This window comes from Polaribacter aquimarinus, from assembly GCF_003129485.1.
Lineage (GTDB): Bacteria > Bacteroidota > Bacteroidia > Flavobacteriales > Flavobacteriaceae > Polaribacter > Polaribacter aquimarinus.
In genome coordinates this window covers 225,868-248,048 of sequence record NZ_QFFG01000001.1, presented here as the reverse complement: position 1 = coordinate 248,048, position 22,181 = coordinate 225,868, and the positions used below count along the sequence as shown (strand labels likewise).

Genomic DNA, 22,181 nt, shown 5'->3' with positions numbered 1-22,181 from the left:
CCAAGATTTTATAAGTAATGATTACCACAAAAAGAAATTATATTTTCGATTTTGACAGCACGTTAACTCGTGTAGAAGCATTAGATGTTTTAGCTGAAATTACACTAGAAAATAATCCTAAAAAAGATGCTATTATACAAGAAATTATAGACATCACTAACTTAGGCATTGATGGAGAAATTTCTTTCACAGAATCTTTAGAAAGAAGGATAAAGTTATTAGAAGCTAACAAGTCTGATTTAGAAGGTTTAGTAAAAGCTTTAAAAAAGCAAGTTTCTAAATCTATAGAAAGTAATAAAGAGTTTTTTGAAAATTTTGCAGAAGACATTTATGTAATTTCCTGTGGATTTAAAGAATTTATAGATCCAATAGTCGCAGAATATAACATTCCTTCAGAAAGAGTTTTTGCAAATACTTTTGAGTTTGATAATGACGGAAAAATTATTAGCTTTGATAGCAATAACCCACTTTCTCAACACAATGGAAAAATCAAGTGTTTAAGTGATATGAACCTTGAAGGAGAAATACAAGTTATTGGTGATGGTTATAGCGATTATGTAACACGTGAAGCTGGTGTCGCAGATAAGTTTTTTGCTTACACAGAAAATGTTTCTCGTGAAAAAACAACACAAAACGCAGATCACATTGCCCCAAATTTAGATGAATTTTTATACGTTAACAAGTTGCCAAGAAATATAAGTTACCCAAAGAACAGAATTAAGATTTTACTATTAGAAAATGTGCATCCAGATGCATTAACTAAATTATCATCAGATGGATTTTCAGTAGAAACCGTTTCTAAAAGTTTATCAGAAGATGAATTAATAGAAAAAATAAAAGACGTACACGTTTTAGGTATTCGTTCTAAAACAAACGTGACGCAAAAAGTAGTAGATGCTGCAGAAAAATTGATGGTAGTTAGTGCATTTTGTATTGGTACCAAACAAATCGATTTAGAAGCTTGTAAAGAAAAAGGAATCGTCGTTTTTAATGCACCATACAGCAACACTCGTTCTGTGGTAGAGTTGGCAATTGGAGAAATTATTATGTTAATGCGTTCTGTATTTCAAAGAAGTACAGAAATACATAATGGGCAATGGCAAAAAACAGCTGCAGGTTCAAGAGAAGTTCGTGGTAAAAAACTAGGAATTGTAGGTTATGGTAACATTGGTAAACAATTATCAGTTTTAGCAGAAGCTTTAGGAATGGATGTGTATTATTATGATGTTGAAGATAAATTAGCACTTGGTAATGCAACTAAAGTAAGTTCTTTAGAAGAATTATTATCTATTTCAGATGCAGTAAGTTTACATGTTGATGATAATCCTGCAAATAAAAATTTCTTTGGAGCAGAAGAGATTTCTAAAATGAAAGATGGAGCGGTTTTAGTAAATTTAGCTAGAGGATTTGTCGTTGATATTCCTGCATTGGTAGCTGCTTTAAAAAGCAAGAAAATAGCTGGAGCTGCAGTAGATGTGTATCCTTCTGAACCAAGAAAAAACGGAGAATTCTACACAGAGTTAAAAGGTTTAGATAATGTGATTTTAACACCACACGTTGGTGGAAGTACAGAAGAAGCACAGAGAGATATTGCCGATTTTGTACCCAACAAAATTATGGCATACATTAACTCTGGAAACACAGTGGATGCTGTAAACTTTCCAAACATTCGTTTGCCAAGACAAACCAATGCGCATCGTTTTTTACATATCCATAAAAATGTACCAGGAGTAATGGCTAAAATCAATAAGATTTTAGCAAAATACGATTTGAATATTACTGGTCAGTATTTATCAACAGATCCAAAAGTAGGGTATGTGATTACTGATTTAGATAAAGAATACAACAAAGAAGTAATCGAAAAATTACGAGGAGTAGAGGGTACAATAAAATTTAGAGTATTGTATTAACTCTAAGAATATAAACGTTAAAAAAAAGAACCAAGATTTTAAAATCTTGGTTCTTTTTTTTAATAAAATTTATTGATTTTTCTTCAAGTCAATAATCATTTTATCTTTAACTCCCAAATAACGTCTGCTACCTAAATATCTGTTTTTGTTAAACTCATCATATAAAGAATGATTTTCATCCATAGAAGAAATATGCACATTTCCTGAAGCATGAATAAATTCTTGCTTACCATTACCTAACCAAATACCAACATGCACAACCCTTTGTTTTTTAGTCTCAGTTGCTTTAGCCCCAAAAAATAATAAATCACCTTTTTGTAAATCAGAAAAATCAAGGTTTTTATCTACTGTTTTACCTGCATTAATTTGTTGTGATGCATCTCTAGGAATGATAAAACCATTCATTAAATATACCATTTTTGTAAAACCACTACAATCCATTCCTTTGCTAGAGGTTCCTCCCCATAAATACGGAAAACCATCCATAGATTTTGCAATGCTTTCTATTTTTTCTTCTGATGGGTTTAGTTTGTGTAACCAAGATTCATACATCAAAGCTTCTTCTCTTTTTAAAAAGCCTTTTCTTTTATCAGGATAAATAACTTCATAAAATTGAGCATCCATAGAGATGTATTTTAAAATTCCTCCTGAAGTAATGTCAGAAATAATTGCAGAATTTTCAGTTTTATCAGCATAAACATACCCATATGTATTAGTATAAATTACTTTTTTGTGATTGTTCCAGTTTTCAAAATCCGCTTTGTTCATTCTTGTAATTCCACCTTTATCAACCCAAGAAATATAATTGTCAGGTGTTTGAATTCTATAGAAATCTCCTTTTTTGTCTAATACTTTTAATGGCATTCCTAATAAACCTTGTGTGCCTAACTCAGCAGAATGTTTGGGTTTACTTCTAATATTAATTACAGAATTTCTTGCAATCGCATATTTTAAATCTTTTACAGCAGAATCTGGTAAAACACGAACTTTGCTATCAAAAAGAATTTCTTTATGTTCTAAACTGTCAATTAAAATAAAGAACGCTTTTTTAGAGGTGGTTTCACCTGTTAAGATAATTTCATCATTTTTATTCTGAAATTGAATATCAAAAAGAGCAACACGCTTATCAGGCGCATATTTTTTTTTAAGATTCGAACTAATTTTCTGAAGTTCTTCAATAGTTTTAGAATTGTCTTTGCAAGAAACAAGTGCAATTAGAAAAAAAAATAAAAAAGGTATTAACAATTTCATTGAAAGTGATTTTAAGCGAATGTACAAAAAATCGAAACTCAAAAAGTGGAATTGAATTAGGATTGTTTTATATTTGAGAACAATCATTTTTTTAATTAATGCAATATCAAAATTCGTTGGCTTACGCCAAACAGTTAGACGCAGCTGATAAACTTTCTTATTTACGAAATAGATTTCTTATTCCGAAGGATAAAGAGGGAAACGATTGGTTATATTTTACAGGAAATTCTTTGGGTTTACAACCAAAATCAACAAAAAATTATATCAACCAAGAATTAGAAGATTGGGCAAATTTTGGAGTAGAAGGTCATTTTGAAGCGAAAAATCCTTGGGTAAATTACCACGAGTATTTAACAGATAAAATGGCAAAAATTGTAGGAGCAAAACCAATTGAAGTTGTGGTTATGAATACGCTTACCACAAATTTGCATTTGTTAATGGTCAGTTTTTACAGACCCACCAAAACCAAATATAAAATCGTTATAGAATCGGATGCGTTTCCTTCTGATAGATATGCAGTGCAATCTCAATTAAAATTTCACGGTTTTTCTGAAGATGATTTAATTGAATGGAAACCTAGAAAAGGAAAAGAATTACTGAATATAAAAGATTTAGAAACCATCGTTGCAAAACAAGGAGATGAAATTGCATTGTTGCTAATTGGAGGTGTAAATTATTATACAGGTCAGTTTTTAGATTTAAAAAAAATTGCAGAAATCGGGCATTCACAGGATTGTATAGTCGGAATTGATTTAGCACACGGAGCTGGAAACATTCAACCCAATTTACACGATTCTGGAGTTGATTTTGCAGCTTGGTGTACTTATAAATATTTAAATTCAGGACCGGGAAGTTTAGCAGGATTATTTGTGCACGAAAAACATTCAAAGAATAAAGAATTGCCTCGTTTTGCAGGTTGGTGGAATCATAACAAAGCAACTCGTTTTAATATGAGACAACCTTTTGATGTGATGCAAGGTGCAGAAGGTTGGCAACTGTCTAATCCGCCAATATTATCAATGGCAGCAATTAAAGCATCTTTAGATTTGTTTGATGAAGTTGGTATGGATGCATTAAGAGAAAAATCAGAGAAACTAACGGGTTATTTTGAGTTTTTAATCAACGAAATTAATTCTGATGATATCAAAATCATCACTCCAAAAAATCCAAAAGAAAGAGGCTGCCAATTATCAATTCAAGTAAAAAATGCCAACAAAAGTTTACATAAAAAACTAACCCAAAATAATATTATAACAGATTGGAGAGAGCCAGATGTAATACGTTGTGCGCCTGTGCCGATGTATAATTCATTTGAAGATGTTTATAGAATGGTTGAAATTTTAAAAGGATTGTTATAAATGAACAAAAAAGATAACATAGTAATTATTGGAGCAGGATTATGTGGTTCGTTATTAGCTTTAAGACTTGCACAAAGAGGCTATAAAGTTGAAGTATACGAAAGTAGACCAGATTTACGAAAAGTTGATATTTCAGCTGGAAGATCTATCAATTTAGCTTTATCAGACAGAGGTTTAAAAGCGTTACGTTTGTGTGGAATGGAAGAAAAAGCCAAAGAAATTTGTATACCAATGTATGGTCGATTAATGCACGATAAAGCAGGAAATACGTTTGCTTCCAATTATTCAGGTAGAGAAGGAGAATATATCAATTCCATTTCAAGAGGAGATTTAAATGCTATTTTATTAGATGAAGCTGAAAAGCATGAAAATGTGAACATTCATTTTAATAGCGGATGCAAAAAGGTTGACATCGAAAACAAAGTAGCTCATTTTAAAAGTTATGAAACAGGTGAGAAATTTAAAGTAAAAGGAGATGTCATTTTCGGAACAGATGGAGCAGGTTCATCTTTACGTAAAAGTTATATTTCTGAAAGGAAGTTCTTATTTAGTTATTCTCAAAATTATCTAAATCACGGATATAAAGAACTGGAGATTCCAGCTGATGATTCAGGAAATCATCAAATAAGTAAAGGTCATTTACATATTTGGCCACGTGGAGATTTTATGCTAATCGCTTTACCAAATATGGATGGAAGTTTTACTGTGACACTTTTTTTAAGTTATGATGAAGGTGAGTATAATTTCAATAATTTAACTTCAACTAAAAAGATAACTGCTTTTTTTGAAAAAGAATTCCCAGATGCTTTAACTCTGATTCCTAATATAAAAGAGGAGTTCGCCAACAATCCAACAGGACCTTTGGGTACTGTAAAATGCAGTCCTTGGTCTTATCAAAAGAAAACCTTGTTAATGGGCGATGCTGCGCATGCAATTGTGCCTTTTTACGGACAAGGAATGAATGCTTCTTTTGAAGATGTAGTAGTTTTTGATGCGATTTTAAATCAAAATTTAGAAAATTGGGATGCTGTTTTTAAAGCTTATGAAAAAGTAAGAAAAAAAGACACAGATGCCATCGCAGATTTGGCAATTGATAATTTTTACGAAATGCGCGACCACGTTGCAAATCCTTTGTTTAAGGAGAAAAGAAAAATTGAAATGGATTTAGAAAAGCATTTTTCAAATCAGTATTTTTCAAAATATTCTTTAGTCACTTTTAATGAAGAAATAGGTTATAATGAAGCTATGAAAAGAGGTAGAGCTCAAGATAAAGCATTGTTGAATTTAATTGCAGATAAAAACATTTCTACATCCTTAGAAATGAGTAAAAAAGAGCTAGAAATTGTTCTAAATAAAGTAAAAGAAGAAACAGAAAAGATTTTAAAGGAAGATAAAATTGCGGGATTGTAAATGAAGAAATATATTGTTTTATTACGTGGAATTAATGTGTCAGGTAAAAACAAATTACCAATGGCAGATTTACGTAGTTTATTAAATGATTTGGGTTTTCAAAATGTACAAACTTATATTCAGAGTGGGAATATCATTTTAGATGCTGATAAAAGTAAATCAGTAATTTGTAAGAAAATAAGTCAAGAAATTTTAAATAGATTTGGATATACTGTTCCAGTAATTGCTAAAACAATTCCTGAATGGAAAAAAGCGATTGAAAATTATCCTTTTTCAATAGAAAATGAGAAAATAGTAGCATTCACTTTTTTAGATAATATACCAACGAATACTAAAATAGCAATAAAGAATGTTGGAGATGACGCATATAAAATAGTTGATGATTTGGTTTATCTCTATTGCCCATCAACCTTTGCAAAAACCAAATTATCTAATAATCTTTTTGAAAAAAAGTTAAAAGTAACAGCAACTACTAGAAATTTAAGGACAACTTTAAAGTTGTTAGAATTAGCAAAAACATAATATGTCAGAAAAAAAAGTAACACCAAGAGGCGCATATCCACACGTAAAAGTTGTGGGCGATTTTATATTTGTGTCAGGAACCAGTTCTAGAAGAGCAGATAATACCATTGCTGGAGTTGATATTATTGATGAAATGGGTACAAAAAAATTAGATGCTTATCTACAAACTAAAGAAGTTTTACAAAATATTGACAAGAACTTAAATACAGTTGGAGCAAGTTTAAAAGATGTGGTTGATGTTTCTTCTTTTTTAGTAAATATGAATGATTTTGCAGACTACAACAGAGCTTATGCAGAGTTTTTCGAAAAAGAAACAGGCCCCACTAGAACTACTGTTGCTGTACATCAATTGCCACATCCAGATTTGGTAGTAGAGATTAAAGTTACTGCTTTTAAAGAGCAATAATTCTTTTAAAACTATACAGTATGTTTTTGGATTGGTGTAGCTTGTAAACAATTAATGTTTTTAACATTTTTTGTATCTTGACTACTTATAATTAGCAACCAAACTAGCTGTGATAAAATTCTTCCGAAAAATCCGTCAAAAACTATTAGTTGAAAAAAGTTTCAACAAATATCTATTCTATGCAGTTGGTGAAATTATTCTGGTGGTTATTGGTATTTTAATTGCATTGCAGATTAATAATTGGAATGAAGAACAGAATAATGAGCAGAAAGTAATTAAGATATTAAAGCAAGTTCAAAAAGATTTACTTAACGATATACAAGAAGCACAATACTTTTCTGATGGATGGGAAAAGCAAGACAAAATGTTAACACATTTTTTTAAGGCTACTAAACCAGAACAATATTATAGAGATAACTTTTCATATTTTAAAATTATAGGTTTAGCTACCACTAGATTTGTACAGAATAGACAAGGCTTTAATCGATTAAATGAACAAATAGATATTGTTTCTTCAAAATATGATGCTATATTAAGTAAGTTAAGTAGATTATATAATGAACGCTCAGATTTTTTAAATAAAAACCAAACAGTTTCTAACAACCTTGTGCAAGACTATAGAATTTACCTTCATAATAATTATGACTGGATGGAAAATTTTAAAGCCAATGAAGAAAGTCCTGAAGAAGTGTTTACTTATTTTTATTCTTCTAAGAAACATAGAAAAAACTTAGTAAAATACAGAGCATTTTTTAACCGTTATCATAATCAAGTTTCAGGTGTTAAAAATCAATCTTTGCTATGTTATTTGATGATTAGAAAAATTACAAATGACACATCTGAATTACCTAAAGTTATTAAAAGCTTTGGGTTAGAATATTCTAATAACAATATAGAAGATTTTATTGGTAATTATTTTATTAAAAAAGATAGTGTTTCAAAGTTTATTGAAAAAAAATATGGTGTTTTATTTTGGTCAACTCCAAAACAACGTGAGCTATATTTTGAAGGCTATATTTTGAGAGAATATGGTAAAGATTCTTTAGGCTTTGTATTTGCCAATATCTACCCAATTAAATTTTTAAGAGATACTAAAAATAAAGTAACAGGCTTTAAAGCCTATGATATTCATAATTCTGGAAATACAATTGAAGCCATAAAACTAGATTAATGATTAAATTCTTTAGAAAAATCCGTCAAAACCTACTTATGGAAAACAAAACTTCCAAATATTTTAAATATGCTATTGGTGAAATTGTTTTGGTTGTTATTGGAATTTTAATTGCTTTACAAATTAATAATAATAACGAAGTTAAAAAAGACAGAGTTTTTGAAATTAAAATGCTAAAAGAAGTAAGAAAAGAGATAATTAAAGACACTTTTTATTTCAATATGCTTTCTAAAAGAACAAAAACGGCAAGTAATGGCGCACAGAATTTAATAAATTTAATAATTCAAAAAAAAACAAATTTAGACTCCGTTTCTAAAGCAATCGGAGATATGTCTACAGGTATTGTATATCTTTATCATAAAGGAGCTTATGAAACAATTAAATCAGTTGGGTTTGATAAAATTTCAAACGATTCCTTGCGTTTTGCTTTAACAGATTTATATGATTTTAGTTTACCGAGAACTAAACAATTGTTAAGTAGATTTGAAAAAACTGATAAATCTATAACACAAGTGGACAGACGTTTTCAAATTTTAAGCATTATTGGGACAAAAAATTTAGATGGTAAAATTACAACACAAAACAATTTGAAAAAATCATTTTTTACAGATCCAGAAATTGTTAAAATGGCAATCAATATTAGAGAAAATAATAAAAGTGCATTTTGGAGGCTTCAAAACATAATAGAAGAATGTACTTTGGTGTTGCAGCTATTAGATAAAGAATTGAAAATGGAATAATAATTATGAATAAATTCTTCCGAAAAATCCGTCAAAAATTGTTAGTTGAAAACCGTTTCAATAAATATATGTTGTACGCCATTGGCGAAATTGTATTAGTTGTTATAGGTATTTTAATTGCTTTACAGATTAATAATTGGAATGAAGAAATTAAAAAAGTTAAAGAAGAAGAAACTCTTATTAGTCAAATAATTTCAGATTTAGAAAATAATAAAAATGAACTAATTGATTTAAGAAAAAGATTAGAAATTAATAAAAAAGGAATTGATAGTTTATTAAATAGATTACAATCAAAAAATTACGATTTAAAAGTAACATTATTTTTGTCATATTCAACTAGAAAAATATATTTTAAGAATTCTGATTTTGGATACAAAATGATGCAAAATAGTACAACGCAATTAATTTCAAATACGAATGTTTTGAAAAAAATAGTAAACCTTTATGATGATGACTTAAAAAAAGTTTCAACAAGAGAGGAAGTAATGCATAATTACATAGATGATTTTCAAAAAGATTTTATCAATAAATATTTTAGAAAATCTCCTTATAAAATGAATGTCAAAATAAATGAGTTTGATAAGGTTTCTTCAGATTTGTTTGAACCAATTAATTTTATGGATCTATCAAAAAATTTAGAATTTATTAATAGATTACATCAATTAAAGAAAACTTTAGAAATTAGATTGTTTTTTAGTGAGAAAGTGTTGAGCAATTTAAATCAAGTCTTATTAAAGATGAAATAAATTTTTAAAACGAGTGAATATAAAAAACTACATCAATGGTCAATATTTGCCTCCTGTCTTTGACAAATGGTTAGATAATTACAATCCATCAATAGGAGAAATTTATGGTCAAATTCCAAATTCATCCGAAGAAGATGTAGAAAAAGCCTATCAAGCTGCTGCAGATGTTTTTCCAAAATGGAGCAATACCACTTTAGAAGAACGTGCTATAATATTATCAAAAATAGCATCTTTAATTTTAGAAAAATTAGATGTTTTAGCAGCTGCAGAATCTAAAGACAATGGAAAACCGATTTCTTTAGCAAAAGCGGTTGACATTCCAAGAGCAGCAAGTAATTTTCAGTTTTTTGCAAATGCAATTACACAGTTTTCATCAGAAGCGCACGAAAGTGTGGGTTTAAATGCTGTCAATTTTACGTTACGTCAACCTTTAGGTGTTGTAGGTTGTATTTCTCCTTGGAATTTACCTCTATATCTGTTTACTTGGAAAATTGCGCCAGCTATAGCAGCAGGGAATTGTGTAGTTGCAAAACCTAGTGAAGTCACACCAATGACAGCCTTTTTGTTGGGAGAAATTTGTACAATAGCTGGCTTACCAAAAGGAGTTTTGAACATTGTTCACGGTTTAGGAACCACAACAGGACAAGCTATTGTTGAGCACCCAAATATCAAAGCAATTTCATTTACTGGAGGTACAAAAACGGGCGCACATATAGCCAAAGTTGCAGCTCCAATGTTTAAAAAGTTGTCTTTAGAATTAGGAGGTAAAAATCCCAACATCATTTTTGCAGATTGCAATTATGAAAAAATGTTAGCGACTACTGTACGTTCTTCGTTTGCAAACCAAGGTCAAATTTGTTTGTGCGGAAGTCGTATTTTGGTAGAAGAAAGTATTTATGAAAAGTTTAAAACCGATTTCATTCAAAAAGTATCAGAACTTAAAGTAGGAAATCCATCAGAAAACACTACAGATATTGGTGCTCTAGTATCCAAACAGCATTTAGAAAAAGTAAAAAGTTATATAGATATTGCAGAAAGTGAAGGTGGGAAAATTTTATTTGGAGGAAATAAAGTTGAGGTGTTTAACTGTGAAAATGGGTATTATTTACAACCCACAATTATAGAAGTTCAAGATAATAATTGTAGATTAAATCAAGAAGAAATTTTTGGACCAGTAGTAACACTAATGTCATTTAAAACTGATAAAGAAGCCTTAACTTTAGCAAACGATGTAAAATACGGATTGTCATCCACTTTATGGACAAACAATCTAAATAGAACTATGCAATTCTCAAAACAATTGCAAACCGGAATTGTTTGGGTAAATACTTGGATGTTACGTGATTTAAGAACTCCTTTTGGTGGCACAAAAGAAAGTGGAGTAGGACGTGAAGGTGGTTTTGAAGCCTTGCGTTTTTTTACAGAACCTAAAAATATTTGTATCAAATATGAATAAAGGAATCAAACAAAAAATCATTGCAGTTTGCGATGAAAAAATTGTCAAAAAAGGAGAAAATGTTGGGTTATCATTCTACGCATTTTTCAAAAATAAAAATGACAATCCTAAATTATTACTAGAAGTTGCCACTTGGTGGATTGAAACACATCAACTAAATCATTTTGAAAAAGCGGTTAAGATTAAGAAAATGATTACTGAAAGTAAATAAGAACCTAGAAGAAAGAAAAAAGAGAAAAGACTATCTGTCTTTATTCTTGTTTCTCTTTTCTTTTATCTAAAAGAAATGAATTTACAACTAAAAAACAAAAACGCATTAGTTTGTGGTAGCACACAAGGAATAGGTAAAGCTGCAGCATTATTATTAGCGGAAGAAGGTGCAAACGTTACCCTTTTAGCTAGAAATGAAGAAAAATTAAAAGTAGTTTTATCAGAATTAGTAAATAATGGAGAGCAATGTCATAGTTATCTAATTGCTGATTTTTCAAAACCAAATGAGTTAAAAAAAGTTTTAGAAAAGTCAGATTTACATTTCCATATTCTTGTTAATAATACAGGAGGTCCAGCAGGAGGTCCAATATTTAACGCAAAAATAGAAGAGTTCGAAAATGCATTTACACAACATTTAAAATGCAATCATATTTTGGTTCAAACCTTGGTTCCGTTTATGAAAACGCAGTGTTATGGACGAATCATCAACGTCATTTCAACTTCCGTAAAACAACCTTTAGATGGTTTAGGTGTTAGCAATACCATACGTGGCGCAGTGGGTAATTGGTCAAAAACCTTGGCAAACGAGTTGGGTGAATTCGGTATCACAGTTAACAATGTTTTGCCAGGAGCAACTGGTACAGAGCGTCTAAAAGAAATCATTAATAACAAAGCTCAAAAAACAGGAAAATCTTTTGATGAGGTTGCAGAAGCTATGAAAAACGCAGTACCCGCAAAACGATTTGCAAAACCTGAAGAAGTGGCAGCAGCAATTGTGTTTTTAGCAAGTGAGCAAGCAAGTTATATCAATGGAATTAATATTCCTGTAGATGGTGGAAGAACAAAAAGTTTGTAATTTTTTTAGAAGCTATTTCCTGCTTTTCGCACTCGCTTTTTTTCGTTCCTCAAAAAGAGCTCAAACAATTGCTTCAATCAGGGCTAAACCTGCTTACAGAATTTAGTAAATTAAAGCCAACAAAAGATAATTTTTAAAAGGTTTAAGTAATACATTATGAACTTTGAAAAGATTTTAAAAAAAGCAAGTCTAAAATTATATAATGATTGTCAAAAGTTAAAAGTTGAATCAAAATTTTATCTTTCAGATAGAGGGAATTTAGGATTACTATTTTTTCTTGTATTAGCTTTATTTCTAATTTATATATCTTTTTTCGAAGTTAAAGAAATCGGCGTTCAAGTATTTTTATTAGTTATATCTGTTGCTATTTTATTTTTTACAATTATTGTAATTATAAAGCAATTAAAGGACTTTGTTGAGGTTTCAAGAAGAACAATAAAGTTCTCCAATAATTTAAAAGAAAAAGAAATTCAACTAAATTCAGAATTTAAAATAAAAGTTGAATCTCAAACAATACATACGAAATCTAGGAGAAACTCTAGAGGTTCATACTTTTCCATAATTCAGTTATTTTTAAAAATTAATGGAGAAAAATATAGAATTTTAGACTTTCAAGTTGATAAGAAAGATTCAAAAGAAGCAAAAGCTTTGGGAAAAGAAATTAAAAGACTGATTTTAGAAAAGGTAAATTATAGTTAAATTTATAACGAATCTTGCGTTAGGGATTGAAGCGACATCCTTTTTATGTCAGTTCGAGTGAATTTGTGAAGAATGAACAAATTTGTATCGAGAACAAATAAAAAGATATAGCGAAAAGCCCGACCTTTAGGTAACGCCAAAAAAAGAGTTTTTAAAAAGCCATTTAAAATTAGTAATTTTAAAATCTAACAATCTTAATATCCAACAATCTAAAAATCTAAAAGAAATGAGCAATTTAGTACAACCTTTAAATTTTAAAAAATGGATTGATGAACATCGTCATTTATTAAAGCCACCAGTTGGTAACAAATGCGTTTGGGATAATGGCGAATATATTGTAATGGTTGTTGGTGGTCCAAATAACAGAAAAGATTATCATTATAATGAAACTCCAGAGTTTTTCTATCAAGTAGAAGGAGATATGATTTTAAAAATCATAGACGATAAAGGCAAAATGATTGATGTAGAAATCAATGAAGGCGATATTTATTTATTACCAGCAAAAGTGCCACATTCACCTCAAAGAAAAGCCAACACAGTTGGTTTGGTTATTGAATATCCACGTAAAAAGAAAATGAAAGATGCCTTAGAATGGTATTGTGAAAACTGTGGAAATCAATTGTACAGAAAGAAATTTAAATTAGATAACATCGAAACAGATATGCCAATAATTTTCGATAAATATTATTCTGACAAAGAAAAATGTACTTGCAATAATTGTGGAACTGTAATGCAGCCACCAAATAAAATCAAGTAACTTGTCATTCTTGCGCAGGCAGGAATCCATAATTTAATTCTAATTTTATAATAAGATTCCTGCTTTCGCAGGAAAGACAATTAAGATGACAAAAAGGAAACTACGCATAAACGGACATTCACATTTATTACCTTATCCAGAAGAAATTCCTCAGTTTATGAAGGAAAAAGAAATTTTTTGGGTAGATGATGAGCGTAGACATATGCTGCAAAAAGGTTGGAAACGTCCTGTAACCGATTCTAGTTTTTTTCTTGATGAAAAATTATTGTGGATGGAAAAGAACAAGTTAGATCATGCTGTGGTGTTAAATCTTTCTCAATTGTATGGAAATGGTTTGCGTTTAGAAGAAATGAAAAAAGCGCTTCGTTTTCAAAACGATTTCAATGCAAAAGTGCAAAAAAATCATCCATCAAAATTCACATGTGGATTCGTCGTACATCCTGGTTTTATTTATGGAGCTTTGGATGAAATGAAACGTTGTGTGGAAGAATTGGAATTAAAAGTGTTGTGTTTACCTACACATTTTATGGATTCTATAGGACAATGGCGCTGTGTTTTTGATGAAGAAAATGACCGAATTTTTGAACTCGCAGACAAATACAAATTGGCCATAGAAATTCATCCTTATGATGGAGATAAAATGATAAAATTAGAAAATACCAATTGGCGTTTTCACTTAATTTGGATGCTGGCACAATGTGGAGATGCTTATCATTTTTATACCTTAAACGGAATGCAAGAACGTTTTCCGAATATTAGAACTTGTTTTGCTCACGGAGGTCAATTAGCGCAAATGAATTTAGGAAGACGTATTCAAGGTTTTGATGGAAGACCCGATTTGTTTGAAGGAAAAACACATCCAAGAAAAGCAGTAGGACATCCTAATATTTTCTTTGACACCTTAGTGCACGATACAGATTCGTTAAAATTAATGTTCGAAAGACAGGGCACAAAACAAGTTTTAATGGGCTTAGATGATCCTTATCCTTTAGGAGAAATGGAAAGTGACAAACAATCTTCTTACCCAGGTAAAATTCTAGATTTAGCAATTGAAAAAAACATCATTACTGAAACCGAGAAAGGAGAAATTTGGGAAGATAATGTGTTGCAATGGTTGTTTGGAAATGATGAAAAAGCAAAACAAGATTTGGTAAACAAAATACTTTCTTAAGAGTTCACAGTATTCAGAGGCAGTATACAGTCAATAATTAACTTCATACTGCCACTGAGAACTGTAGACTAGTTTATCCTTGACATTGTTTTAAAACTCCTTCTGCTCTTTTAACTTGAAATCTAGGATAAAATTCTTCTTCAATTTTTTCTTTTTTTCCTAATTCAATGGCTTTCTTTACTTGCTCACAATAAGGTTTTGTAGATTTACCAAAGAATTTTGCTGCTCCCATTTCCCATTCTGCTTTTCCTAAAATAACTCTTGGATTATTAGGTGCTATTTTTAATGCTTTAGCATACAACATATTGTTTTTTCCAGATAATGTCATTCCGTATTTTTGTCCGTCAAAAGCTATATATGCTAAATTTAGTAATGCCTGTGTAATAATAATTTCTGGATTGTTTTCTGAATTAGATTTGGCTACATCTAAAAATTCTTGAGCTTTATTTAGTTTTGCTGTAAGTTTTGCTTCGTCTTTCATTCCGAAACTCCCTAAAATTTCAACAGTGGCAGCATAATAAGCTGGTAGCCAGTTTGTAGGTTCTGCTTTAGAAATTCTTTCAAATAACTGAGAAGCTTCTGTAAGTTGTCCTTTTTGCCAAAAACCAAAAGCTTTTTGCATTCCTTTTTGGTATTTCGATTGCGCAGAAATCCCTGTCGCAATGAAAATTGCGATGATAAATAATACTTTTTTCATAATGTTAGTGTTTAATTTGTATTCTTAAATTGATATTGAATAATAAAGTACGCGACTATAATATTGGGCACCCAAGATAACCAAGCTACGATTCTGTAAGCTGGTAAGAATCCGCCAAAAATATTTGATAAAATAGGTAACCATATTCTTAATGTTACAGCAGCAAAACAAGCAGCATAACTGTAAATCATTAGTTTTTGATGCTGAATAATATTTCCTTTTTTAATTGAGGTAAAAGCAAATAGCGTTGAGAAAAACCAAAACAATGCCATAGTTGTAAAACCTAATTTTGAACTCAAACCCCCTGTTGCGTGTAAGCCAATGTAAAATCCAGAAATTGCACTTAACAAAACAGAAATTACATATACTTTACCTATTTTTCTATGTAGGTTTAAGTTTTTTAATCTTAGTTTTTTATTAAACTGTAACCAGCCAATTAACAATGCAATTCCTCCAAGAATAATGTGCGTGTAAAACATTGTATTCCATAAAGTATCAGTTAAAAGAGCATCAGTTTTACTTGCTAACAATCCGAATTTTCTATCAATTACAAAATAGATAAAGGGATATAATCCTACTGAAATACAACAAATAGCTAATATATAATATGAAATTTTTCTAGTTAACATTAGTCTACAGATATAGTTATTGTTTTGTTTGAATCTAAGCTAAATTTAGCATCCTTATATTTTGGAGGTCCCATAAAACCAGTTGCATCATTAGAGAATCCATAAGGTTCTTTCGGAATTCCAAAAATCTTGGTATCCATTTTTTTATTGTCATTTTCATCGTGAAACAATGAAATGGCATATTCACCTTTTTTTAATCCTTTAAAATAAGCAACTGCTTTTTTATTTTTAACAACTGCACTAGTGCCTTTGGTATCTTTACTAGACTTTAAAAAGTTCTCTTTGCTATTGTATAGGGCAATAAAAACTTTTCCTTTATCAGTATCCATTCCAGAAATTTCTATGGTTAAATCAAAGGTTTCTTCTTGGGCTAGTATGAATAAGATTCCGCTGAAAATAAATGCTATGGTTAAAAATAATTTTTTCATTGTATTGTTTTTTTGATGATTCAAATATCTGATGTTTTCTCGAAGTTTACACAAGAATAATACCGAATTGTTGTTTTTTGATTCTGAATTGTTTTTTTTCTATAGTTTCAGAGTTTCAGAGTTTCAGAGTTTCAGAGTTTCAGAGTTGAAATGACTTTGTAAATTTATGCTATCTATTGGCAAACAAGTTTAGCCCAGATTGAACCTTTCGTCAAGCTCAAGACAAGTTCCTTGTTTGAGCTCTTTTTTAGTGTCAGTTCGAGTGAATTTGAGAAGAATGAACAAATTTGTATCGAGAACAAACTAAAAAAAGCGAGTAATGAAAGCTGGAAATGGCTACAAAAAAACATTATAAATTATCTAATTGATTTGATTTTTTATCATCACTAATCGTCCAAAAGAAACCTACAAAAAAGAAGCTATCTGCATTGGGTAGAATTTCTTGTCTATCAAAATTTCTGTTCATATTTGGTGTGTTTTTATAGTTGTAACCAAATACATTTCTGGTGCCTAAAGCATTGTTAACAGAGAAGTATAGTATCTTTTGTTGGTCTATTAAATATGCCCAATTTAAACTTACTGAATTATACGGTTTGGTTTTGTTATTTAAAAAGCCTTGCTCATTTGGATTTGTATAGGTTCTACCTGAGGCAAAATTATAAGTAATTCCCAATTGACTTTTCCAATCTTCTACCCAGTGTTTTGCTACAAAAGAGAAATTATGAGTTGAAGCAAAATTAGGAGTTGCTGCTGTTGGATAATTTCTAAAATCTCTTTCTGTATCTAGATAAGAATAAGAAATCCAATAATCTGTATTTTTTATTTTTCCATTTTGTCTCCAGAAAACATCAATTCCTTTTGCAAAAGCATTTCCATCATTTGTAAAGTTTGACGTAAAATTTGGTATTTGAGAATCGAATTTTACCAAGTCATTATAATCTTTATAATACGCTTCTATTCTAAAAATCTGATTTTTTTGAGTATGTTGAAAGTTGGCAATTAAATGGGATGCATTTTCAGCCTTTAAATTTTGTTCGAATTTCAAATAGTTATTACTTGGATTTTGATAAAATTGACCATAAGCTAAGGAGAATTGAGAGTTCTTACCTGTTTTGTATGATAATGAAGCTCTTGGTGAAATAGAAAACTCGTTAGAAAAACTTGAATGTTCTGCTCTTATACCAATTTTAGTAGCTAAATTTTTAGAAAAGAAAATATCAGTTTCTGCAAAAGAAGCGAACAAGTTATTATTAAAACCATAATCAAATGAAGAGTTATTGATTGGATTGTAAGTTTCATCAAATTTTGTGATAAAATATTCAGAACCAAAAGCAACTCTAAATCTACTTGAAAATAGTTTTTTGAATTTCAACTTAAAATGTGCAGAATTTTCATTGTTATGAATCAAATCGTCAATTATTTTTACAGTTGAATGGTCATTGGTAAAACTCATTCCTGTTTCTACCCTCCAATTGTTCCCAAATTTATTTTTGTAGGTGCTATTTATATACAGGTTTCTATTTTCTAATCCAAAACGGAATCCATTATCAAAATTAATATCATCTTGAATTACATCTAAATCAGTATAACTAAAAGCTCCGTAAACTTTTAACATAGAATCGTCTTTAAAACTGTGCCTATACACCATTTCTCCACTTGCAGATTGATAAGGGCTTAACCAAGTATTTCTGTCTGGAAACAATTCTGTATAGGGTTGTAAATTGATGTAAGAAGTATTGATGCTAAACGAATTGTTGCCCCATATTTGAGTATTTCCAACACCTACACCTACTGTCATTAAAGAAATGTCTGTCTTTTCTTGGTCGGGTTTATCAGTTGTTGTTAAATCTAAAACACCAGACAAGGCTTGTCCGTATTCAGCTGAATATCCACCAGTAGAAAAAGTAATTCCTTTGAATAAAAAAGGTGAATAACGTCCACGAGTTGGGGCGTTATTTGGAGATGGACTATAAGGTGTAAATACTCTAATACCATCAATAAAAATTTGAGTTTCTTCTGCATCTCCACCTCTCACAAATAGTCTACCATCTTCGGCAGCAGCAGAAGTTCCTGGAAGCGTTTGTAAAGCTCCTAAAACATCACCAACAGCACTTGCTGTAGTCACAATATCTAAAGGTTTTAATACAGTAACTTTAGCTTTTTCTCCCGCTCTAAATGTTCCCGCATTTATAGTTACTGCGTCTAAAGAGTTAATATCATCTCTTAATTTTACCACTAAATTTTTAAGTTTAGAAACATCCTCTATTTTAACAAAAGGCTCAAAAGAAACAAAAGAAACAACTAAAGTTTGCGTTCCTTTTTCATCGGTTTTGAATGAAAACTCTCCTTTGTCATTCGATGAGCTACCATCGTAAGTTCCATCTAAATATACATTTGCACCAATAATAGGATTGTTTTTTGAGTCAGTAACTTTTCCAGAAATTATTGCTTGTGCAACTATTGAAAGTTGACTAATAGTAAAAAGTAAAAATAAAATACGTTTCATCAGTTTTGTTTTTTGATGATACAAAGATGTGCAGGTTTTATCCTTTTAAATAAAAAGAAATACCGAGTTGTAAATTTTAAATGATGAGTTGTGATTTTTATTTATATTTAAAGAAAATTAACTAAACTTTAAATTTTATGAAAAAAGTAGGAAGCTATATGGCCATTTTTGGTCTGTTGGCAATTGTGTTAAATTTTGTAGATCGAGTGCCTACATTATTAATGTGGATTTATAACTGGGGAGATACTACAGCTTGGGTTATTAAAATTGGCCTTGTCGTTGTTGGTGCAGTTCTTTATTTTATGGGTGGTGCTTCTGCTAGTTCTGAAGAAGAAGCAAAAGAAGAAATAACAGAGTAAAAATTTTGTGTATTCCAGTTTATAAAATTGGAATACACAAATCTACTATAAACTTGTTTTCTGGATGTTCAGCAGCATTGTTATAATAGATTTCAAAAGGATCATTTTCTCCTTTTTTGTAACCATTTTCTGTCATCCACACAAAAGAAGATTCCCAGGCCTGTTGAAACTCAAAGGGTGTGATTTCTAACCTAGAAACTATACATCTTTTAGGGCTTAGTACTCGTAAATTCACTTCTTCATCTAGTTCAATTGGGTCATTTAGAACAATACAAGCACTCATTCTTAAATTATTAGGATCTGTAATTTTAGGACTATCATGATAAATAGTAACCATTCTTGTTTGATCATTTATCAAACCTTTTGGTGTTGCCCATTTAACTAATTTATTATAAATACTACCAATTGCTTCCATTTTTCCTTTGTGGGCAATGTATGCTAAATCTAATCTTTGCGTTTTTTTTATTTCTGGTTTTATTTTCATTGTTAACCAATTTAAAGCGTTATCTATATTACAAATATATTGTTCAAAAGTAATTTCTATTTGTCCATTCTTGCTTTCATTTTTACAAATCTTGCTGTATTTTTCAGTGCTTTCTTCTTTGAATTTGTTTGGTGAAATTCCATAAAACTTTTTAAATGCTCTTGAAAAGGATGATAAATCACTAAAACCAACTTGTTCTGCAATTTCAGTTATTGTTTTTTCTTTTTGATGTAATAAAAAAGAAGCCGCTTTTTCAATTCTTTTTCGGATGATAAAATTATGCACAGTTTCTCCAACGACAACAGAAAATAAACGATGAAAATGATATTGAGAAAAGTAAGCTTTATCTGCTATTGTTTTTAAACTTAATTTACCAGCTAAATTTTCTTGAATATAATGAATGGCTGTATTTAATCGAGCAATATTTTCTTTGGCAATTTTAGGATTACTCACGAATCTGATTTTTGTAATTGATAGAATATAAATCCACTTGCAAAATATAAAATTACATCTACATAGTCCTTTGTATATCTTGCTAAATATTTTGGAAATACAAACTCAAAAAGAATACTGTACAGTAAGCATAAGTATATAATTACACCTAAACTAAGGGTGTAGTTTTTATCATTTTTAGACCATCTTAAAGTTTGTAAACTTATAAAGAGCACAATAGGTACTATTAGAAAATCATTCAAATAATGGTTAATGATTTTAGGTAAAGGAACAGAAAAATGTTGAAGAATATAGACTGTAGTTCCCGTTACTAAACAGAAAAGAAAATAATATATAAGTTTTGTATTCATTAGTTAGCCAGCAGCAACCATTGCAATAAACCAAGCTAAACCAGCTCCAATTGCGCTTACTATCATAATTGCAGAATATAAAATCCATCCAAAAAGTTTATATAAAAAGAATGGATGTTTTTTTAAGCGTTCTGCTAAATTTGGATTTTCTAATTTATAAATTGCTCTTTCTATTTCTGCCTTTTTTACTTCTTCAGCTTTTATTTCTCTTTTTTTAGCATCAGAAATTAAAGCATTACAAAAAGTACAATAATCTGAATTTTTATTAACTGTACCACATTCAGAACACTTTATAATTTTTGTACCCATTAGAAGTTTATTTCTTTGTTTTTCTTTTTGTAAGGACGAATAATCAAACGTGTTTCTCTATCAAAACGAATATAATTATAGACCCAATTTAGAAAAACAATCGCTTTATTTCTGAATCCTATAAGAGAAAATAGATGTACAAACATCCAAACAAACCAAGCAAAAACACCTTGAAATTTCCATTTAGGTAAATCTACTACTGCTTTATTTCTTCCAATAGTGGCCATAGAACCTTTATCATTATAGACGAATTCTTTCTGCTTTTTGTTACTAAATTTTGAAATTATATTTTTAGCCACTAATTTTCCTTGTTGAATAGCAGGTTGTGCCATCATAGGATGACCATAAGGATTTTTTTCTGATGACATACAAGCCACATCACCTACAGCATAAATATTGGTGTAGCTTTCAACTTGATTGAATTCGTTTACTTTAATCCTAGCAGCTCTTTCTATAACACAATCTTGTTGTAAACCATCAATCATTTGTCCTTTTACACCAGCTGCCCAAATAACAGTTTCTGCTCTAAAATTATCTTCACCATTAGTGGTAACGGTTTTACCATCATAATCTAAAACGCGCAAATTTTTCCAAACATTTACTCCCAAACCAATTAAAAAATCTTCTGCTTTTTCGGATGCTTTTGAGCTCATTCCTTTGAGCAAACAATCAGAACTTTGAATTAAATTAATTTGCATCTGACGAATGTCTAAATCAGGATAATCTTTTGGTAAAATAGCCTTTTTCATTTCGGCTAATGCACCTGCCAGTTCTACACCTGTTGGACCACCTCCAACAATAACAAAATTCATTAAAGCATTTCTTTCATCAATATTAGAAGTTAATAATGCTTCTTCAAAATTTTCTAAAATTAAACTTCTAATGTTTAAAGATTGCGGAACTGATTTCATTTCCATTGCAAACTTTTGGATATTAGTGTTTCCAAAAAAGTTGGTGGTAGAACCTGTCGCAATGATTAATTCATCATAATCTAAATCACCAATTGTGGTTTCAACGATATTTTTATCAGGATGAATTTTAACTACTTCTGCTAATCTAAAATAAAAATTCTCTACATCATTAAAACGTTTTCTTAGAGGAAAAGCAATAGAATCTGGTTCTAAACCTCCAGTAGCTACTTGATATAGTAAAGGTTGAAACGTATGATAATTGTGTTTATCAATTAAAACGACTTGTATTTCTTGCTCTTCTAATCCTTTTGCAGCAGCTAAACCTGCAAATCCTCCACCAATAATGACTACTCTTGGAAAACTTGTTTGTGGAATATTCATTTAAATATTTT

The 22,181-nt window shown here is 30.1% G+C and carries 24 protein-coding genes; 15 read left to right on the top strand and 9 right to left on the bottom strand.

Annotation, left to right across the window (positions count from 1 at the left end):
• Positions 1–17 precede the first annotated feature (17 nt).
• On the top strand, positions 18–1,910 hold the full coding sequence (gene serA / locus DIS07_RS01180) for a phosphoglycerate dehydrogenase (RefSeq protein WP_109403390.1): 1,893 nt from the start codon (positions 18–20) through the stop codon (positions 1,908–1,910).
• A 69-nt stretch (positions 1,911–1,979) separates the two neighbouring features.
• On the opposite strand, the gene DIS07_RS01175 is transcribed toward serA, so the two are convergent.
• A complete protein-coding gene (locus DIS07_RS01175) occupies positions 1,980–3,161 on the bottom strand; it encodes a C40 family peptidase (RefSeq protein ID WP_109403389.1) in 1,182 nt (393 codons plus the stop codon).
• A gap of 98 nt (positions 3,162–3,259) precedes the next feature.
• Here DIS07_RS01175 and kynU point away from each other — a divergent pair, with 98 nt between their 5' ends.
• From kynU to DIS07_RS01110, 13 genes are all read left to right on the top strand, one after another.
• Positions 3,260–4,519: a kynureninase gene (kynU, locus tag DIS07_RS01170; protein WP_109403388.1), complete on the top strand. Its 1,260-nt coding sequence runs from the start codon at positions 3,260–3,262 to the stop codon at positions 4,517–4,519.
• Entirely contained in the window at positions 4,520–5,929 is a 1,410-nt protein-coding gene (locus tag DIS07_RS01165) for an FAD-dependent oxidoreductase (RefSeq protein ID WP_109403387.1), read from the top strand. It abuts the gene before it with no gap.
• The gene (locus DIS07_RS01160) at positions 5,930–6,451 is read left to right on the top strand and encodes a DUF1697 domain-containing protein (protein WP_109403386.1); all 522 of its coding nucleotides are present in this window, start codon (positions 5,930–5,932) and stop codon (positions 6,449–6,451) included.
• Between the two features lies 1 nt (position 6,452).
• The gene (locus tag DIS07_RS01155; protein ID WP_109403385.1) at positions 6,453–6,857 is read left to right on the top strand and encodes a RidA family protein; all 405 of its coding nucleotides are present in this window, start codon (positions 6,453–6,455) and stop codon (positions 6,855–6,857) included.
• Positions 6,858–6,966: 109 nt separating this feature from the next.
• Complete coding sequence (locus DIS07_RS01150; protein WP_109403384.1) at positions 6,967–8,028, top strand: DUF6090 family protein; 1,062 nt, start codon at positions 6,967–6,969, stop codon at positions 8,026–8,028.
• Entirely contained in the window at positions 8,028–8,768 is a 741-nt protein-coding gene (locus tag DIS07_RS01145) for a DUF6090 family protein (RefSeq protein ID WP_109403383.1), read from the top strand. The genes DIS07_RS01150 and DIS07_RS01145 overlap by 1 nt, the downstream gene beginning before the upstream one ends.
• A 5-nt stretch (positions 8,769–8,773) precedes the next feature.
• Entirely contained in the window at positions 8,774–9,514 is a 741-nt protein-coding gene (locus tag DIS07_RS01140; RefSeq protein WP_109403382.1) for a DUF6090 family protein, read from the top strand.
• 13 nt (positions 9,515–9,527) lie between these two features.
• Positions 9,528–10,970, top strand: coding sequence for an aldehyde dehydrogenase (locus DIS07_RS01135; RefSeq protein ID WP_109403381.1), 1,443 nt, complete (start codon positions 9,528–9,530; stop codon positions 10,968–10,970).
• A complete protein-coding gene (locus DIS07_RS01130) occupies positions 10,963–11,181 on the top strand; it encodes a DUF6500 family protein (protein WP_109403380.1) in 219 nt (72 codons plus the stop codon). The genes DIS07_RS01135 and DIS07_RS01130 overlap by 8 nt, the downstream gene beginning before the upstream one ends.
• Positions 11,182–11,256: 75 nt before the next feature.
• The gene (locus DIS07_RS01125; RefSeq protein ID WP_109403379.1) at positions 11,257–12,036 is read left to right on the top strand and encodes an SDR family oxidoreductase; all 780 of its coding nucleotides are present in this window, start codon (positions 11,257–11,259) and stop codon (positions 12,034–12,036) included.
• 156 nt (positions 12,037–12,192) lie between these two features.
• A complete protein-coding gene (locus DIS07_RS01120) occupies positions 12,193–12,735 on the top strand; it encodes a hypothetical protein (protein ID WP_109403378.1) in 543 nt (180 codons plus the stop codon).
• A gap of 226 nt (positions 12,736–12,961) precedes the next feature.
• On the top strand, positions 12,962–13,492 hold the full coding sequence (locus DIS07_RS01115) for a 3-hydroxyanthranilate 3,4-dioxygenase (RefSeq protein WP_109403377.1): 531 nt from the start codon (positions 12,962–12,964) through the stop codon (positions 13,490–13,492).
• Positions 13,493–13,577: 85 nt separating this feature from the next.
• Positions 13,578–14,663 (top strand): amidohydrolase family protein, encoded by a 1,086-nt coding sequence (locus tag DIS07_RS01110; RefSeq protein ID WP_109403376.1) that lies wholly within the window; start codon positions 13,578–13,580, stop codon positions 14,661–14,663.
• 73 nt (positions 14,664–14,736) lie between these two features.
• On the opposite strand, the gene DIS07_RS01105 is transcribed toward DIS07_RS01110, so the two are convergent.
• From DIS07_RS01105 to DIS07_RS01090, 4 genes are all read right to left on the bottom strand, one after another.
• The gene (locus DIS07_RS01105) at positions 14,737–15,360 is read right to left on the bottom strand and encodes a tetratricopeptide repeat protein (RefSeq protein ID WP_109403375.1); all 624 of its coding nucleotides are present in this window, start codon (positions 15,358–15,360) and stop codon (positions 14,737–14,739) included.
• Between the two features lie 11 nt (positions 15,361–15,371).
• Positions 15,372–15,989 (bottom strand): DUF2306 domain-containing protein, encoded by a 618-nt coding sequence (locus DIS07_RS01100; RefSeq protein ID WP_109403374.1) that lies wholly within the window; start codon positions 15,987–15,989, stop codon positions 15,372–15,374.
• Positions 15,989–16,417 carry a DUF2141 domain-containing protein gene (locus DIS07_RS01095; RefSeq protein WP_109403373.1) on the bottom strand — a complete coding sequence of 143 codons (429 nt, stop codon included), beginning with the start codon at positions 16,415–16,417 and terminating at the stop codon, positions 15,989–15,991. Before DIS07_RS01095 ends, DIS07_RS01100 begins: the two co-directional genes overlap by 1 nt.
• A gap of 349 nt (positions 16,418–16,766) precedes the next feature.
• Positions 16,767–18,923 carry a TonB-dependent receptor gene (locus tag DIS07_RS01090; protein WP_109403372.1) on the bottom strand — a complete coding sequence of 719 codons (2,157 nt, stop codon included), beginning with the start codon at positions 18,921–18,923 and terminating at the stop codon, positions 16,767–16,769.
• A 137-nt stretch (positions 18,924–19,060) separates the two neighbouring features.
• On the opposite strand from DIS07_RS01090, the gene DIS07_RS01085 reads away from it, so the two are divergent.
• Positions 19,061–19,282, top strand: a complete 222-nt coding sequence (locus tag DIS07_RS01085) for a hypothetical protein (RefSeq protein WP_109403371.1) — start codon at positions 19,061–19,063, stop codon at positions 19,280–19,282.
• Between the two features lie 19 nt (positions 19,283–19,301).
• On the opposite strand, the gene DIS07_RS01080 is transcribed toward DIS07_RS01085, so the two are convergent.
• The 4 genes from DIS07_RS01080 to DIS07_RS01065 are packed head-to-tail and all read right to left on the bottom strand — an operon-like array spanning position 19,302 to position 22,170.
• Positions 19,302–20,219 carry an AraC family transcriptional regulator gene (locus DIS07_RS01080; RefSeq protein ID WP_109403370.1) on the bottom strand — a complete coding sequence of 306 codons (918 nt, stop codon included), beginning with the start codon at positions 20,217–20,219 and terminating at the stop codon, positions 19,302–19,304.
• Positions 20,216–20,569 carry a hypothetical protein gene (locus DIS07_RS01075; protein ID WP_109403369.1) on the bottom strand — a complete coding sequence of 118 codons (354 nt, stop codon included), beginning with the start codon at positions 20,567–20,569 and terminating at the stop codon, positions 20,216–20,218. The genes DIS07_RS01080 and DIS07_RS01075 overlap by 4 nt, the downstream gene beginning before the upstream one ends.
• 3 nt (positions 20,570–20,572) lie before the next feature.
• Positions 20,573–20,878: a hypothetical protein gene (locus tag DIS07_RS01070; protein ID WP_109403368.1), complete on the bottom strand. Its 306-nt coding sequence runs from the start codon at positions 20,876–20,878 to the stop codon at positions 20,573–20,575.
• Positions 20,878–22,170 (bottom strand): NAD(P)/FAD-dependent oxidoreductase, encoded by a 1,293-nt coding sequence (locus tag DIS07_RS01065; protein ID WP_109403367.1) that lies wholly within the window; start codon positions 22,168–22,170, stop codon positions 20,878–20,880. Before DIS07_RS01065 ends, DIS07_RS01070 begins: the two co-directional genes overlap by 1 nt.
• Positions 22,171–22,181 lie beyond the last annotated feature (11 nt).